General features: G+C 59.6%; 18 protein-coding genes. 9 read left to right on the plus strand and 9 right to left on the minus strand.

Going from position 1 to position 12,937, the window contains the following annotated elements:
• Window positions 1–32 precede the first annotated feature (32 nt).
• A complete protein-coding gene (locus CAURI_RS04315; protein WP_236660838.1) occupies window positions 33–713 on the plus strand; it encodes a DNA-binding response regulator in 681 nt (226 codons plus the stop codon).
• A gap of 17 nt (window positions 714–730) precedes the next feature.
• On the opposite strand, the gene CAURI_RS04320 is transcribed toward CAURI_RS04315, so the two are convergent.
• From CAURI_RS04320 to rpmB, 6 genes are all read right to left on the minus strand, one after another.
• The gene (locus tag CAURI_RS04320; protein ID WP_010187629.1) at window positions 731–1,447 is read right to left on the minus strand and encodes a TetR/AcrR family transcriptional regulator; all 717 of its coding nucleotides are present in this window, start codon (window positions 1,445–1,447) and stop codon (window positions 731–733) included.
• Window positions 1,448–1,535: 88 nt separating this feature from the next.
• Window positions 1,536–2,330 carry a hypothetical protein gene (locus tag CAURI_RS04325; RefSeq protein ID WP_010187627.1) on the minus strand — a complete coding sequence of 265 codons (795 nt, stop codon included), beginning with the start codon at window positions 2,328–2,330 and terminating at the stop codon, window positions 1,536–1,538.
• 240 nt (window positions 2,331–2,570) lie between these two features.
• On the minus strand, window positions 2,571–2,825 hold the full coding sequence (gene rpsR / locus CAURI_RS04330) for a 30S ribosomal protein S18 (protein ID WP_010187626.1): 255 nt from the start codon (window positions 2,823–2,825) through the stop codon (window positions 2,571–2,573).
• 15 nt (window positions 2,826–2,840) lie between these two features.
• Window positions 2,841–3,146 (minus strand): 30S ribosomal protein S14, encoded by a 306-nt coding sequence (gene rpsN / locus CAURI_RS04335; protein WP_010187625.1) that lies wholly within the window; start codon window positions 3,144–3,146, stop codon window positions 2,841–2,843.
• Window positions 3,147–3,149: 3 nt separating this feature from the next.
• Window positions 3,150–3,314, minus strand: coding sequence for a 50S ribosomal protein L33 (gene rpmG, locus CAURI_RS04340; RefSeq protein WP_010187624.1), 165 nt, complete (start codon window positions 3,312–3,314; stop codon window positions 3,150–3,152).
• Window positions 3,315–3,316: 2 nt separating this feature from the next.
• On the minus strand, window positions 3,317–3,553 hold the full coding sequence (rpmB, locus tag CAURI_RS04345) for a 50S ribosomal protein L28 (RefSeq protein WP_010187623.1): 237 nt from the start codon (window positions 3,551–3,553) through the stop codon (window positions 3,317–3,319).
• A 538-nt stretch (window positions 3,554–4,091) separates the two neighbouring features.
• Between rpmB and CAURI_RS04350 the strand changes: the two genes are divergently transcribed.
• The 7 genes from CAURI_RS04350 (at window position 4,092) to CAURI_RS04380 (ending at window position 9,653) form a co-directional block, all read left to right on the plus strand.
• The gene (locus CAURI_RS04350; protein WP_005530151.1) at window positions 4,092–4,361 is read left to right on the plus strand and encodes a type B 50S ribosomal protein L31; all 270 of its coding nucleotides are present in this window, start codon (window positions 4,092–4,094) and stop codon (window positions 4,359–4,361) included.
• Between the two features lie 15 nt (window positions 4,362–4,376).
• Entirely contained in the window at window positions 4,377–4,550 is a 174-nt protein-coding gene (gene rpmF, locus CAURI_RS04355) for a 50S ribosomal protein L32 (RefSeq protein ID WP_010187615.1), read from the plus strand.
• Between the two features lie 256 nt (window positions 4,551–4,806).
• On the plus strand, window positions 4,807–5,505 hold the full coding sequence (locus CAURI_RS04360) for a response regulator transcription factor (RefSeq protein WP_010187613.1): 699 nt from the start codon (window positions 4,807–4,809) through the stop codon (window positions 5,503–5,505).
• 158 nt (window positions 5,506–5,663) lie between these two features.
• Window positions 5,664–7,112, plus strand: a complete 1,449-nt coding sequence (locus CAURI_RS04365) for a sensor histidine kinase (protein WP_100067409.1) — start codon at window positions 5,664–5,666, stop codon at window positions 7,110–7,112.
• 111 nt (window positions 7,113–7,223) lie between these two features.
• Window positions 7,224–8,690, plus strand: a complete 1,467-nt coding sequence (locus tag CAURI_RS04370; protein WP_029158867.1) for a S1C family serine protease — start codon at window positions 7,224–7,226, stop codon at window positions 8,688–8,690.
• 109 nt (window positions 8,691–8,799) lie between these two features.
• The gene (locus CAURI_RS04375) at window positions 8,800–9,393 is read left to right on the plus strand and encodes a MogA/MoaB family molybdenum cofactor biosynthesis protein (protein WP_010187605.1); all 594 of its coding nucleotides are present in this window, start codon (window positions 8,800–8,802) and stop codon (window positions 9,391–9,393) included.
• Window positions 9,393–9,653 carry a hypothetical protein gene (locus tag CAURI_RS04380; protein ID WP_012714940.1) on the plus strand — a complete coding sequence of 87 codons (261 nt, stop codon included), beginning with the start codon at window positions 9,393–9,395 and terminating at the stop codon, window positions 9,651–9,653. The genes CAURI_RS04375 and CAURI_RS04380 overlap by 1 nt, the downstream gene beginning before the upstream one ends.
• A 97-nt stretch (window positions 9,654–9,750) precedes the next feature.
• On the opposite strand, the gene mscL is transcribed toward CAURI_RS04380, so the two are convergent.
• From mscL to CAURI_RS04395, 3 genes are all read right to left on the minus strand, one after another.
• Window positions 9,751–10,179 (minus strand): large conductance mechanosensitive channel protein MscL, encoded by a 429-nt coding sequence (gene mscL, locus CAURI_RS04385; protein WP_010187600.1) that lies wholly within the window; start codon window positions 10,177–10,179, stop codon window positions 9,751–9,753.
• Window positions 10,180–10,552: 373 nt separating this feature from the next.
• Window positions 10,553–11,197: an SAF domain-containing protein gene (locus tag CAURI_RS04390; protein ID WP_010187598.1), complete on the minus strand. Its 645-nt coding sequence runs from the start codon at window positions 11,195–11,197 to the stop codon at window positions 10,553–10,555.
• A 91-nt stretch (window positions 11,198–11,288) separates the two neighbouring features.
• Complete coding sequence (locus tag CAURI_RS04395) at window positions 11,289–11,855, minus strand: 5-formyltetrahydrofolate cyclo-ligase (protein ID WP_012714941.1); 567 nt, start codon at window positions 11,853–11,855, stop codon at window positions 11,289–11,291.
• Window positions 11,856–11,925: 70 nt separating this feature from the next.
• Here CAURI_RS04395 and CAURI_RS04400 point away from each other — a divergent pair, with 70 nt between their 5' ends.
• Window positions 11,926–12,855, plus strand: a complete 930-nt coding sequence (locus tag CAURI_RS04400; RefSeq protein WP_010187594.1) for a UTP--glucose-1-phosphate uridylyltransferase — start codon at window positions 11,926–11,928, stop codon at window positions 12,853–12,855.
• The last annotated feature ends 82 nt before the right edge of the window (window positions 12,856–12,937 follow it).

Here is a 12,937-nt window from a genome sequence, read left to right on the forward strand (position 1 = left end):
TGCGCACGTTTCCCAGCCCTACGGAGGTGTCTATGAGCCCGCAACAGCCACTCCCACAGCAGAACGCTCCTCAGGGGCCGCGGCTGCGTATTGATGATTTGATCGGCGGCGTGATGGTCATGTCCCCGGGCCAAGAAGTCATTGTCGGCCGCGCCGGTGACTTCCGGGTAGGCGAGGAGGACCTCAGCCTGCACCGCCAGCTGTTTCAGCTGTGGTACGGCGGACAGGGCTGGATGATTTGCAACGTGGGCAGCCATATCCCATTGCGCATCGAGCTGCGCGGTGTCACGGGGTTTTCGCGCATCGACTTGGGCCCTCGCTCAGTAGCGGCTGTACCACCGGGGCCGTCGCGGATTACCTTTGAGACCCCCGAATGCCCCTACGAGTTGTATATCGACGTGGAAAACAGCAACTACTCGCGGCGCACAAAACGCGAGCAGGATGTCGATGAGGAGCGCACGCGCACCCGCCACGTTCCCAATGATGAACAAGAAGAGCTGCTGCGCCTGCTAGCCAGCTACCTCAAGAAGCCGGGCTCGACCGATGCTGATATCCCTTCGGTCCGCGAGATCGCCGAGGAGTTGGGGTGGACGGAAAAGAAGACGAATCACAAGATGGACCGCCTTGTGGATAACCTCCGAGCAGACGGTGAAAAGGCATATAAGCCCTATAAGACTTTCCTAGCGCACTATGCCATCCGGCACGGCCGCTAGGCCATACGCTATGGCCGTTAGCGAGACGACTTCTTCCGGTCGGCCGCGGCAGCGGCAGCGGAGGAAATAGAGTCGTTGCGGTTCTTGAGAAGCTCCAACGTGGTCGCTTCGGCGTTCTCAGGCGGGGTGGCGCCGAGGACTGCGAGGGCGGCGTCGGCAAGCATGGCAGACTGCTCCGGCACGCGCTGCGAAGCATCAAATGGCGCGTTGCCATCGTTGGGGCGCATTTCGATGACCGAAAGCGCGATGTGGAAGGGGAGCTCGAGGCGCGGATCATCCTCGCCCACAATCCCCGCTGCGGCAGTGCGGAAGTGTTCCTTCAATCGGTCGCGCTGCTCGTGATATTCGCCGAACTCCGGGGAGTTCGCCACCGGCAGTTGATACAGACGGCCTACATTCCACGCCGAGGTCAACAGCAGGCGGGACTCTGCGGCCACTAGTGACCATAATCGTTGTGCCGGTGCAGCGTCTGAGGCTGCGAGCTCATCCGCGAGTTCGAGCGAAGGCTCGATGGTGGAATTGAGCAGAGTGAGGAAGATATCCGTCTTCGAAGGAAAGTGGTAGTACAGAGAGGCCTGCCGGATGCCGACGGCATCGGCAATCTGGTGCGTGGAGGTTGTCGCGAAGCCCTGGGTGGTGAAGAGCTCGGATGAAGCATCCAGGATTTCCTCGCGCGCGGTGTTTCCCCGGCGGCGCGGACTATTCTTCCGTGGCCTGCCAACGCTCCCTGCCATGAGGCGGACTCCCTTCGATAAAATTCATGTAATAACTGACGACAAGTTAGTAATCCTACACCCCGCCGCGAACGACGATCGTCACAGCTTAGTCTTCACTACAGCTAACCACACTACCGTGCCTAGTCACGATGGATTCGATAGCAGCAGAGACAGTGCGGCACGCCGAACCGTAGGCGGTGCGGTCCAAAGGCGGCAAATCAGCCAGCACAACGCTGTGCTGATCGACGCCCTCATACCACCGGCCCAACTCTAGGGCGATGCCCGTGCCCCAAGCTAGGCTCAGGCCCTCCGCTTCAGCGGAGGTAAGAAGTTCACGCTCGACGCCGATGGCAAGGCGGTCTGGGGTGGGGCGGGGCGCAGGTGCTGCCCAGCGGGCGATGGCAGACACCGGTGCGAGCAAGGAGAGGCGAATGGACACGTCGGCAGAGCGGTCGGGGAGACCGTCGACGAGTTTCAGCGGTGCCGGCCGCTGCGACACTGCCGCGGCGTAGAGTTCCTCCTCGCCGCCCGCGCCAAGGGGGAGGCCGGCATCCGCATGCGCCGATGCTAGGTCTTGCACCGCGCCACAGGGGAGGCCGGCTTCAGTGATGATCTGCTCCAGCTGGTCGTCCTTGCCCAGCCACGTAATGGGGAGCGAGGGGAGAAGATCGCCGCGGGCAGCGGCGCCGGTGAGCCGCACAGGGCTCGCCAGACCGGGAGAACGGACAATATCGGTGACCACGCGAGAAAACCAGGCAGCGAGCTCAACTCCATCTCCGCGGTGGGCCGTGGCGTTGCGCAGCAGGTCCTGCGCCTCCTCCAGCAGGCCACGGGCATGGGCAGGGGCATGACAATGGGTGGCGAGTTCACTGAGATCGGTGAGAGATTCGTGCAGTGGCATAAGGTCCTTATTTCCCTTTCCATCAGGGGCGTTCTAGCCCTTCAATCTATCACTCTGTCCGCTCGCACTGAACATGGCAGGGTGGATACGGGCGCACAAGGTTGCTGGTAGGAAAACGAAAGCCGCCGCCTACTTTCCCCTTTTAACAGGGGAGGTAGGCGGCGGCTAAAAGCTCTTTTGTCCTGTCCTAGTGTGTCACGAGTACAGCGGCAAAAGTGCGCTGTTGAAACCAGCTAGTGTTTAGCGGGACGTGAACGGCAGGAGAGCCATTTCGCGTGCGTTCTTGACGGCAGTAGCAACCTGACGCTGCTGCTGCGGGGTCAGACCGGTGACGCGACGGGAGCGGATCTTGCCGCGGTCGGAGATGAACAGACGCAGGGTCTTGATCTCCTTGTAGTCAACCTTCTCAATGCCCTCGGCCTTGAGCGGGTTCTTCTTCGGGCGGCGGGTCTGCTCCATACGGAACTTCTTGTGATTATTACGCTTGACAGCCATTGTATGGGTACCCCTTTACCAGCTGGACTTGCGAACGCCCGGCAGCTCACCACGGTGAGCCATGCCGCGCATACGGACACGGGACAGACCGAACTTGCGGAGGTAACCGCGCGGACGTCCATCAGCGGAGTCGCGGTTACGGACGCGGACGCGGGCGGCGTCGCGCGGCTGACGGTTCAGCTCGAACTGCGCCTCGAGGCGCTCTTCGTCCGGGGTGTTCGGGTTCTTGATGATTGCCTTGAGCTCAGCGCGACGCTCCGCGTAGCGGGCGACGATTTCCTTGCGCTGCTCGTTCTTGGCGATCTTTGACTTCTTAGCCATAAATTATCGCTCCTCGCGGAATTCGACGTGCTTGCGGACGATCGGATCGAACTTCTTCAAGGTGATGCGATCCGGGTTGTTGCGCTTGTTCTTACGGGTCACGTAGGTGTAACCGGTGCCCGCAGTGGACTTCAGTTTGATGATTGGACGGATGTCATTACGTGCCATCTTTAGATCTTCTCCCCACGTGCGCGAATCTTAGCCACGACGGACTCGATGCCATCGCGGTCGATGATCTTCATGCCCTTGGTGGAAACGGTCAGGGTGATGGTACGGCCCTCAGAGGGCAGGTAGTACCGACGACGCTGCACGTTGGGGTTCCAACGGCGCGAGGTGCGGCGGTGCGAGTGCGAGACCTGCTTGCCGAATTCCGGCTTGCGGCCCGTTACCTGGCAAATAGCCGACATGGGTCTTCTTTCTCCTAGCCGCCCACATCGAAAGCGACTAACGGAGTACCTATTCCGCGGTGAGGCGCGGCGCTCGAAAAGTGAGGTTGAGCAGGAGGCGTATATCCGTTGAACACCAGTTGATGAGGGCGTAAAACGATTACTTTGACAACAGCAAGGGGAAATCTTACATGCCACGGACTGTAGAACCTAATCACCGCTGAAATATTGGCGGGCTTTGGCGCTTGATATCTGTGTGTAACCGACCGCTGTTCCGTGGTAAAGGTACAGGCGGGGGAGTAGGAGGGGGATTTTCACACCCCACCCTGCGGGCTGCGTCCTGCGGCGATTTCGATTTTAATGCCGCTGGCCTGTAGGATATTTCGAGTTGTCGGCGCGAGCCGCACAATTTTGTAAGTATAGAGACCCAACTCGGGCACGATCCTTTCACGCTCCCAGTTGTCATCGGGCGCCGTCATAGCGACGGCGCGCGATAGTGCGAATAGGGAAGCGTTGCGGAAGGAACCGACCCGTAGTTCAACCCTGAGGGAATCGACATATGAAGAAAGACATCCACCCGGATTACCACCCGGTGGTCTTTAAGGACGCCGGTACCGGCCACTCCTTCCTGACCAAGTCCACCGCTACCTCCGATCGCACCGTTGAGTGGGAAGACGGCAACGAGTACCCGCTCATCGTCGTTGACGTGACCGCTGAGTCCCACCCGTTCTGGACCGGTGCGCAGCGCGTTATGGATACCGCTGGCCGTGTTGAGAAGTTCAACCAGCGCTTCGGTGCAATGGCTCGCCGCAAGAAGAAGAACGCGTAAGGAGGATAGAAGAAGATGGCAACTCCTAAGTTTAAGAAGTCCCGCGCGAACACCCACTCTCGCCGTTCCCAGTGGAAGGCTGACAATGTCGCCCTCCAGGAAGTCACCATCGACGGCCAGACCGTGCGCATTCCGCGCCGCCTGGTTAAGGCTGCCAAGCTTGGCCTGGTAGACGTCGAGCAGTTCTAAGTTCTGAGGCGCTTGTAGCGTTGAGGTCTTAGGGTCGTGACTGTTGCCCCGCGAATTCACATTTTTATGTGAGTTCGCGGGGATTTTTAATATGCGAGAAATTTTTCCTTTTGTTGTCGTGTCCACGGTTTGTGCAGCGTAGGCCAATTGTTTGGCGCGCGTGTAGGCCATTGTGGTGCTTAACGGGTGAATATTAGGGGGCGACAAACTGGGTTCTACTTCGTGAATACGACCCCGATAGGACATAATTGAGATTATGAAAATTCTTGTCGTCGATGACGAGCAGGCTGTACGCGAATCGCTCCGCCGCTCTCTGAAGTTTAATGGCTACGAGGTCATATTGGCCGCTGATGGCGTACAGGCTGTCGAGATGGTGCACAGTGAGCACCCAGAGCTTCTCATCCTCGATGTGATGATGCCGAACATGGACGGTCTGGAGGTCTGCCGCACCCTGCGCAGCGAAGGTTGGGACCGCCCCATTCTGGTATTGACGGCTCGCGACGGAGTGTCTGACCGCGTTGCGGGTCTTGACGCCGGCGCCGATGACTATCTGCCCAAGCCCTTCGCTCTGGAAGAGTTGCTAGCCCGCGTGCGTTCCTTGGTCCGCCGCGCCGCTGCGGAGTCGATAGCTAAGAAGCAGCCGGTCGAAACTCAGTTGAGCTTTGAGGACCTCAAGCTCGATGCCGATACGCGTGAGGTGACCCGCGGCGAGCGTCAGATTTCTCTGACCCGCACTGAGTTTGCCCTGCTGCGCCTGCTCATGGAGAACCCCCGCAAGGTGCTCTCCCGCAATACCATCCTGGAAGAGGTATGGGGCTATGATTTCCCGACCTCCGGAAACGCTCTTGAGGTCTACATCGGTTATCTCCGTAAGAAGACTGAAGAAAGTGGCGAGCCGCGTCTTATCCACACCGTGCGTGGCGTTGGCTACGTCATGAGGGAGGCTATCGCGTGATTCTGCGGAGGCCCGCGCCCGACGCGGTGCCTTCTGAAGCCCTAGATACCACTGCGCGGTTGGGCCTCTCAGGTCGTCGCGGCTGGGCTTCGCGGGCGCCGCTTCGGTGGCGCCTTTCTCTAGTTACCGGTGTCGTTGTTGCCGTTGCGGTAGCAGTAATGACTTTTGTGACCTACTGGTTGGTTGCAGCGTCGATGACGGCGAGCGTCGATAAGCAGATCATGCAACAAGCGGATGTGCTGATGCAGCAAGCTCAGGACCCGGCCTTTGTAGAGAATATCGATCAAGAGATCGCGACATTTAAGCTCTATAACCCCTCGACTCGGGTCTCCATCTCTCCGCCTGCGGTTGCGTTTTCCTACGGTGATGCATTGCCCGTGGGTGGTGACTTCAAGTCGGATGGGGACACCATGGAAAGCTCCATCCGCACTTTGGGAGGGGAGCGCGTACTGGCCAAGTACCAAGAAGGCGGTGCGACGGTAGTCCTGGCCAAGGACTTGGGGCCTACCGAAGACATTGTCTCCGCGGTGGGCTCAGCTTTGCTTATCATCGTGGCCTTTGGCGTTTTGCTGTCCGTCTTTGCCGGCCTGGTGGTGTCCAAGACTGGTATGGAACCCATCGCTCGTTTGAAGCGCGCGGCTGATTATGTGACGCAAACCAATGATCTGCGCCCGATTGCAGTAGAGAGCAACGATGAGATGTCGCAGCTGACGGTGTCCTTCAACCGAATGCTGTCCGCACTCCAACACGCGCGTGTGCAGCAATCACAATTCGTGGCCGATGCCGGACACGAGCTCAAAACGCCGCTGACGTCCATGCGGACCACCATTGAGCTCCTCATGATGCTGAACAAGTCCGGTGGCGGTTTCGGTATCAGTGAAGAGGACCGGCGCGATTTGGAAGAAGACGTGATGGCGCAGATGTCCGAGCTGTCGACTTTGATTGGTGACCTCGTGGATTTGGCGCGTGAAGATGCCACCGAAAAGGAACCCGAGCCGGTGGAGCTGCACGAGGTTTTGGAGCATTCTCTCAACCGAGCTAAGCGCCGCCGCCCCGACGTCGACTTCCGCGTGCGGTTTATCCCGTGGGTCCTCGACGGGGATCCATTTGCCTTGGGCCGCGCCACGCTTAATCTCATGGACAATGCCGCGAAGTGGTCTCCGGCGACGGGCACCGTGCGCGTATCGATGCGGCAGGTAGCCGAGGATAAGGTGCGCCTGCGCGTCGATGACTCGGGCCCGGGTATTGCCCCGGAGGAACGCGACAAGGTCTTTGAGCGCTTCTACCGTTCCGCGGAGGCCCGAGCGATGCCGGGATCTGGGTTGGGGTTAGCCATCGTGAAATCCGTGATCGAGCGGCACAACGGTGACATCACCATCAAGGAATCTGCAGATGGGGGAACGCGCATGGAAGTCATCCTGCCGGGGCATCCCACCGAGGGTGATGCCATGGTGGACGGTCTGGAAGAGCATCCGAATGAGTTTCAGTTCGATTCGACCACTGCGCAACAAGCGACGGGACAGCCGCAGGAGACTTCCGGAGATCATTCGGAGAACCACAATGACCGCGGCAGAATCTTTGCCGAGCGGTGGTTCAATCAAGGTTAACGTGCGGTGGATCACCCCAGTTCAGCACGCACAGGAAACGTACAGCTTTTCCTAGCACACTGGCAGAGCAGAGACAGATGCGCACCAGCTTGAAAGAGCACACTACCTGACATGAATATGAGGAATTCGAACATGGATAATCCCATGGATAACCCGCAGAACTCTGATGGGCGGGGGCAGGCACAACAGCGCGGCGAGGCATCTTCGGCGGGAAGCGAATCGAATGGTTGGAATCAACCGCGCACTAACTCGTGGGAGTCTGGCAGGCCGGCACCTTATGGGGGCCAGCAGGGGCAGGGGAACCGATCTTTATTTGGTGCTCAACCCTCCCAGGCTCCCTACGGCGCGCAAGCGCCTTATGGCGGAGCGAGCTACGGCTTCGGCCAACCCAATCAGAGCAGCCAGCAGTTGCAGAATCCGACGCAGCCTTATGCAGGACAACAAGGGGCGGGCGTGCACGGCGTGCAGCCGGGCCGCGATCAGAAGAATAAGCGCAAAGTAGGTCTGGGCACTGCGCTGGCAATGATGCTCGTCGCAGCCGTCGCTGCTGGCGGTGTCACCGGTGCGGTGGTCGGCGCGGCGGGCAAGGACAAGTCTTCTACTTCGACCGTTAACGAAGTATTGGAACGTCAGCCAGTGGCAAATAGCACCGGCCAAGAGCCGGCTGATGGCTCTGTGGAAGAAGTAGCGTCGAAGGTTCTCCCGGCAGTGGTCTCCATTTACTCCATAACCCGCTCGGGTGGTGCTGAGGGCTCCGGATCCATCATTTCCCCGGATGGCTATGTGCTGACCAACCACCACGTGGTTGCCGGTGCGGACCAAGGAGGGCGCCTAGAGGTGACAATGAATGACGGCTCGCGTCATAGCGCTACATTTGTTGCGTCGGATGCGACGACGGATGTTGGCGTCATCAAGATTGATGATGCCAATGACCTGCCCTACCTTCAGTTTGGGGATTCGGACGCTGCTGCAGTGGGGCAAGAAGTAGTCGCCGTTGGTTCCCCGCTGGGGCTCAACGCAACGGTAACGTCGGGAATTGTGTCAGCCAAGAACCGCCCTGTTCGTGCCTCGCAGGAAGGCGGGGAGTCCTCGCTGATCGACGCTATTCAGACCGACGCAGCCGTAAACCCCGGTAACTCCGGTGGCCCCTTGGTGGACATGGAGGGCAACATCATTGGCATGAACTCGATGATTGCCTCGCTGTCGAGGGGCTCGAGTTCCGAAGGCGGTTCCATTGGTTTGGGATTTGCAATTCCTTCGAACTTTGCCAAGCGCATGGCCGATGAGCTCATCAATAACGGCAGGGTCAAGCACCCCACCTTGGGCGTTAAGGTTCGCGCGCAGAGCGAGACCCAAGGCGCAGAAATCGTCGACGTGGAACCTGATAGCCCGGCTGATAAGGCAGGGCTGAAGTCCGGTGACGTGGTCACCCGCGTTAATGAGCGCCTCATTGAAAGCTCTGATGCCCTGATCGCGGCAACCCGTTCCCAGGAGTTTGGTGCAACCGTCACTCTCGAGGTGAAGAGTCGCGACAGTGAAGATGCGAGAAAGGTAGAGGTAACGCTGGCAAGCGAGTAAGTTTACAAATACTTGGGCGGTGCGCCAGCACCGCGTGAACCTCGCACCCTGACACCTTTTCAAGAAACTACTTCCGGAAGATTCCGTCCCACCTTTAAGGAGAACCTCCGTGGCAGACAACACCGACGCAACCGAGCTGTTGGGGCGCGATGCCTCACGCGAACTCGATGATGTTACCGAACCCGATGACGCCTTCCTCATTGCCAGCGAACAAGAGCAAAGCGTTCAAGCGCCGCGCCGCGCGCTCGTTGTGATCGTCACCGATCACCCGGATGAAGCGGCCCAGGACACATCGCGCTTGGCCGGTGAATTGCTGGCTGAAGCCGAGTTCACCGTTGACGGTGCAGTGATCGTCCGCTCGAAGAAGTCCAAGATCCGGCAGGCTATCGAAACCGGCGTGGTCGGGGGAGTAGACCTGGTGCTCACGATTGGCGGCACGGGAGTCGGCCCGCGTGATAAGACCCCGGAGGCAACCCGCGCGGTGCTGGACCAAATGGTTCCGGGCGTAGCGCAAGCGTTGCGCTCTTCCGGCCAGGCTTGTGGCGCGGTGGATGCGTGCACCTCCCGCGGTATTTCGGGAGTGTCTGGGTCAACGGTCATCGTTAACGTCGCGTCGTCCCGCGCGGCGGTGCGCGATGGCATGGCCACTTTGACGCCGTTGGTGCATCACCTCGTTGATCAGCTGCAGAAATCCAGCGTCTAATGACCGAACCCACGCCACGCTCCCCGCGTCCGCGACGTCGTCGAGTGCAGCGCCCGTCGACCGCCGAGAATTATGACCGCAGCTTCGATGTCCCCAGCGGGCCGGCATCGCATACGCCTGCTTCAGCTGCTGCGGGTAGCGACGAACTGCGCACCGTGAATTTCGACGGGGACACACAGGGCCCCGGCGGTGACGATGATGCCACCGGTGAGGCCTTCTACCGAGAGAATATGCCGCCGCATTTTGGCACCACGCAGTAGCACAGAGGAATGGGCGATATGTAAAGAGTAATAAGAAAATCCCGCAGAGCTTTGGCACAATGCCGGCTCTGCGGGATTTAAGCTAGGCGCTTCTGACTTAGAAGTTGGAGCCCGGCTTGTTGGTGGTGGTGCCACCGTTCTCGGCAGCGATCAGGTCGCGGATCTCGGCGAGCAGCTGCTCGGTGGTCGGAGCCGGCTCCTCCGGGTCCACACCCTGGCGGCGCTTGGCGCGCTCGGTGATGGCGTTGATCGGGGCGATGATGCCGAAGTAGACCACGGCGGCAATGATCAGGAAGTTGATGATTGCGGTGATTACGGCGCCGAAGTCAACGAAGGTCTTCGGGTTGTCGGTGATCTGGAAGCCCAAGCCGGCAACCTCCGGGGAACCGAAGGAGTTGATCAGCGGCTGGATAAGGCTATCGGTGACGGAGGTAACGATCGCGGTGAAAGCTCCACCGATGATGACGGCTACGGCCAGCTCGATGACGTTGCCGCGCATAATGAAATCTTTAAAGCCCTTGAGCATGGAAATGTGTCCTTTTCTGCGGAAGTACGTGCTTCTTCAGTCTCGCGCCTGCGTTGCAGTGCGCGTGGTGAGCGTTCTCGTGTTGTTCAAGTGGATGGCGCCCAGCAGGAATGGAACCAGAAGGGGCCGGGTAGAGAGGGAATCTTGGCTTGAAACGTAGGAGTGCTTACTAAACAAGAAGCGGGGAATTACTGGAGTAGAGAAGACCACTGTTGAGCGTTCAAGGCATGCGTTGCCGCCAAAATATGGGGCAGGAATGACGCAAAAACTATAGCGCCTGAGTGGATGTGGATATAGTAGGCAGAGTTTGCGTGTCATGGCAACATTCTCTAACAACCTTTTTATAAAAACGCGTCGATTCTCACAGCTCACGCTAACTGTGGGCACGATCGCCCACGATGACGACCGTGAGCGGCTGTGCAAGAGAAGCGGCCGCGACGGCTTCGGCCGCCTCAGCAGGGAGGGCGACGAGGAGTGTGTGCGTGCGCGCATCATCTTCGCCAGTGCCCACCGATACGACGCGTGCACCCCGCGCAATTGTCGAGCCGCGAGTGGGAGCAGAAATGTCATCGCTGCCATCGTCCGTGCTGACGATATTGACTGTATCGCCGTGATGGAGGTTTCGGGCAATTTCCGGCTCAGCCAGAGTAAGGGGGATGAGGTGGCCGTCCTCCATCCCGAAATCCGCGATGAGATCCGAGCTGAGGAGCCGAGTGCTGGTGAGGATCTCACCGGTGCTAGCCGCTGCCACCAGAACACGCCCTACTGCATCGTCCGGGTTGCTCCCCAACGCCGTGGCGGGCAGAGCAGAGGAGGGGACGCGTGCCACGGAGACATCGCTCAGCGCTAGCGTTTCCCCGGCGGCGACGTCACGCGCCATAACCACCACGCGAGGCTGCTCGCGGGTAGAGGCGAGTGCGCTCGCCGCTGCGGCCACGAGCAAGACCGCGGCGGTTACGCGGCGCAGGATAACGCTTCGTTGATGCCCTGGGGTGCGCAGAACGTGAAGAAAGCTCATGATTTTTTAGACTGCATGCGGTGCCGTATGGTTCCCGAAAAGCCAATGGAAAGCGCGCAGGCCAACGAAGCGTGCGAGACAAGGGTGCTGGCTATAGCCAGCGCATTCCGCGCTCGGTGAGGATGCCATCGACTGGCCGGTCGTGCTCCTCGAAAGGAACCTCACGGACCTCGGTGGAATGAACCAGCGCGACGACGGGTGGGTGTCCCGTGGGCAGCGGTGTTAGCGCGCGGTCATAATAGCCGGCGCCTTTCCCGAGACGCATGCCAGATTCACTCACCGCCATCGCGGGCGCCAAGATGAGATCGAGTTGCGCCAAGATATCGCTACTGTGGCGTTGCCCGACAGGCTCCGCAATCCCCAGCGCCCCCGGGCGCATGGCCTCCGGCCCGACATACAGCGTCCACAAAAGCTCGCCGTTTTTTCCGGAAATGGGCAGGTAGACTTCCTTGCAGAGCGCTGCCACGGTCTCTACGAAGTTGGGGCCGCCGGGCTCTGCGCCCAGTGGGTGGTAGGCGGCAATCCGCATCGCGGGAGTCAGGAGCTCTCTTACACCAGCACACCACGCGGCGTTGTCGTCAGCACGCTGTTCAGAGGTGCGTTCGCGGCGGGCGTTAAGGAGTGAGGATCTTAAGGCGTCCTTGGGGGAGGTCGTCATAGGCTTTAATCATAGCGGGACGGCGTAGCGCAGCACGGGAGCGCGGGGGCTGCATTGTAAAGTGGAACTTATGACTATTGCACACGAGGATTCCCATACTGGGATCGCCACGGTCGTTGTCCCCGCTGCTGGCATGGGCACCCGCTTTTTGCCAGCCACCAAGACCGTGCCGAAGGAGCTGCTCCCCGTCGTTGATACGCCGGGTATTGAGCTTATTGCAGAAGAGGCCGCTTCCGTGGGCGCCCAGCGCCTCGCGGTGATTACCGCACCGAACAAACAAGAAGTGATGCGGCACTTCGAGGAGTTTCCTGATCTAGTTGAAACCCTTGACGCCCGCGGCAAAGACGAGCAGGTGGCCAAGGTTAAGCGCGCTGCTCAGTTGATTCACCCAATTTCCGTAGAGCAGGAAAAGCCCTTGGGTCTGGGGCACGCAGTGGGCTTGGCGGAATCCGTGCTGGAGGATGACGAAGAATTCTTCGCCGTCATGTTGCCGGATGACATCGTCCTGCCCGCTACCGTCATGGGCGAGATGGCCCGTGTTCGCGCCGCCCTGGGTGGCAGCGTTCTGTGTGCTTTTGAAGTCTCGCGCGAGGAGACCTATAACTACGGCGTGTTTGATGTCGAGGACACCAACGCGCCGGGCGTGAAGAAGGTCGTGGGCATGGTGGAGAAGCCGGATCCAGCTGATGCACCTTCGAACCTCGTGGCCACTGGGCGCTACCTGCTCGACAGGAAGATTTTTGACGCCCTTCGCCGCATCAAACCAGGTAAAGGTGGGGAGCTGCAGTTGACCGATGCCATCGAGCTCCTCATTAAGGAAGGCCACCCCGTTCACGTCGTAGTCCACCAAGGCAAGCGCCACGACCTGGGTAACCCGGGCGGCTATATCCCGGCCAACGTGGACTTTGGTCTGCGCGATGAGAAATACGGTCCCGCGCTCTACAAGGCGATTAAGAAGATTGTGGAGGACTACGAAGAAGAAAACGGACTGAAGGACTAAGTTTTCGCACGCCCAGCGCGCTAAGCTCTACTCCAGTAACTTCCATCCCTTTAGGCCCCACATACCCCAGAGCAAAGGTAGG

This window comes from Corynebacterium aurimucosum ATCC 700975, from assembly GCF_000022905.1.
Lineage (GTDB): Bacteria > Actinomycetota > Actinomycetes > Mycobacteriales > Mycobacteriaceae > Corynebacterium > Corynebacterium aurimucosum_F.

Coding starts and splice junctions, on each gene's coding strand:
- CAURI_RS04400 (WP_010187594.1), top strand. CDS start 11,926: ATGACTATTGCACACGAGGATTCCCATACTGGGATCGCCACGGTCGTT.
- CAURI_RS04390 (WP_010187598.1), bottom strand. CDS start 11,197: ATGAGCTTTCTTCACGTTCTGCGCACCCCAGGGCATCAACGAAGCGTT.
- CAURI_RS04315 (WP_236660838.1), top strand. CDS start 33: ATGAGCCCGCAACAGCCACTCCCACAGCAGAACGCTCCTCAGGGGCCG.
- rpsR (WP_010187626.1), bottom strand. CDS start 2,825: ATGGCTGTCAAGCGTAATAATCACAAGAAGTTCCGTATGGAGCAGACC.
- CAURI_RS04350 (WP_005530151.1), top strand. CDS start 4,092: ATGAAGAAAGACATCCACCCGGATTACCACCCGGTGGTCTTTAAGGAC.
- rpmF (WP_010187615.1), top strand. CDS start 4,377: ATGGCAACTCCTAAGTTTAAGAAGTCCCGCGCGAACACCCACTCTCGC.
- CAURI_RS04360 (WP_010187613.1), top strand. CDS start 4,807: ATGAAAATTCTTGTCGTCGATGACGAGCAGGCTGTACGCGAATCGCTC.
- rpmG (WP_010187624.1), bottom strand. CDS start 3,314: ATGGCACGTAATGACATCCGTCCAATCATCAAACTGAAGTCCACTGCG.
- CAURI_RS04380 (WP_012714940.1), top strand. CDS start 9,393: ATGACCGAACCCACGCCACGCTCCCCGCGTCCGCGACGTCGTCGAGTG.
- rpsN (WP_010187625.1), bottom strand. CDS start 3,146: ATGGCTAAGAAGTCAAAGATCGCCAAGAACGAGCAGCGCAAGGAAATC.
- CAURI_RS04325 (WP_010187627.1), bottom strand. CDS start 2,330: ATGCCACTGCACGAATCTCTCACCGATCTCAGTGAACTCGCCACCCAT.
- CAURI_RS04320 (WP_010187629.1), bottom strand. CDS start 1,447: ATGGCAGGGAGCGTTGGCAGGCCACGGAAGAATAGTCCGCGCCGCCGG.
- CAURI_RS04395 (WP_012714941.1), bottom strand. CDS start 11,855: ATGACGACCTCCCCCAAGGACGCCTTAAGATCCTCACTCCTTAACGCC.
- CAURI_RS04370 (WP_029158867.1), top strand. CDS start 7,224: ATGAATATGAGGAATTCGAACATGGATAATCCCATGGATAACCCGCAG.
- mscL (WP_010187600.1), bottom strand. CDS start 10,179: ATGCTCAAGGGCTTTAAAGATTTCATTATGCGCGGCAACGTCATCGAG.
- rpmB (WP_010187623.1), bottom strand. CDS start 3,553: ATGTCGGCTATTTGCCAGGTAACGGGCCGCAAGCCGGAATTCGGCAAG.
- CAURI_RS04365 (WP_100067409.1), top strand. CDS start 5,664: ATGACTTTTGTGACCTACTGGTTGGTTGCAGCGTCGATGACGGCGAGC.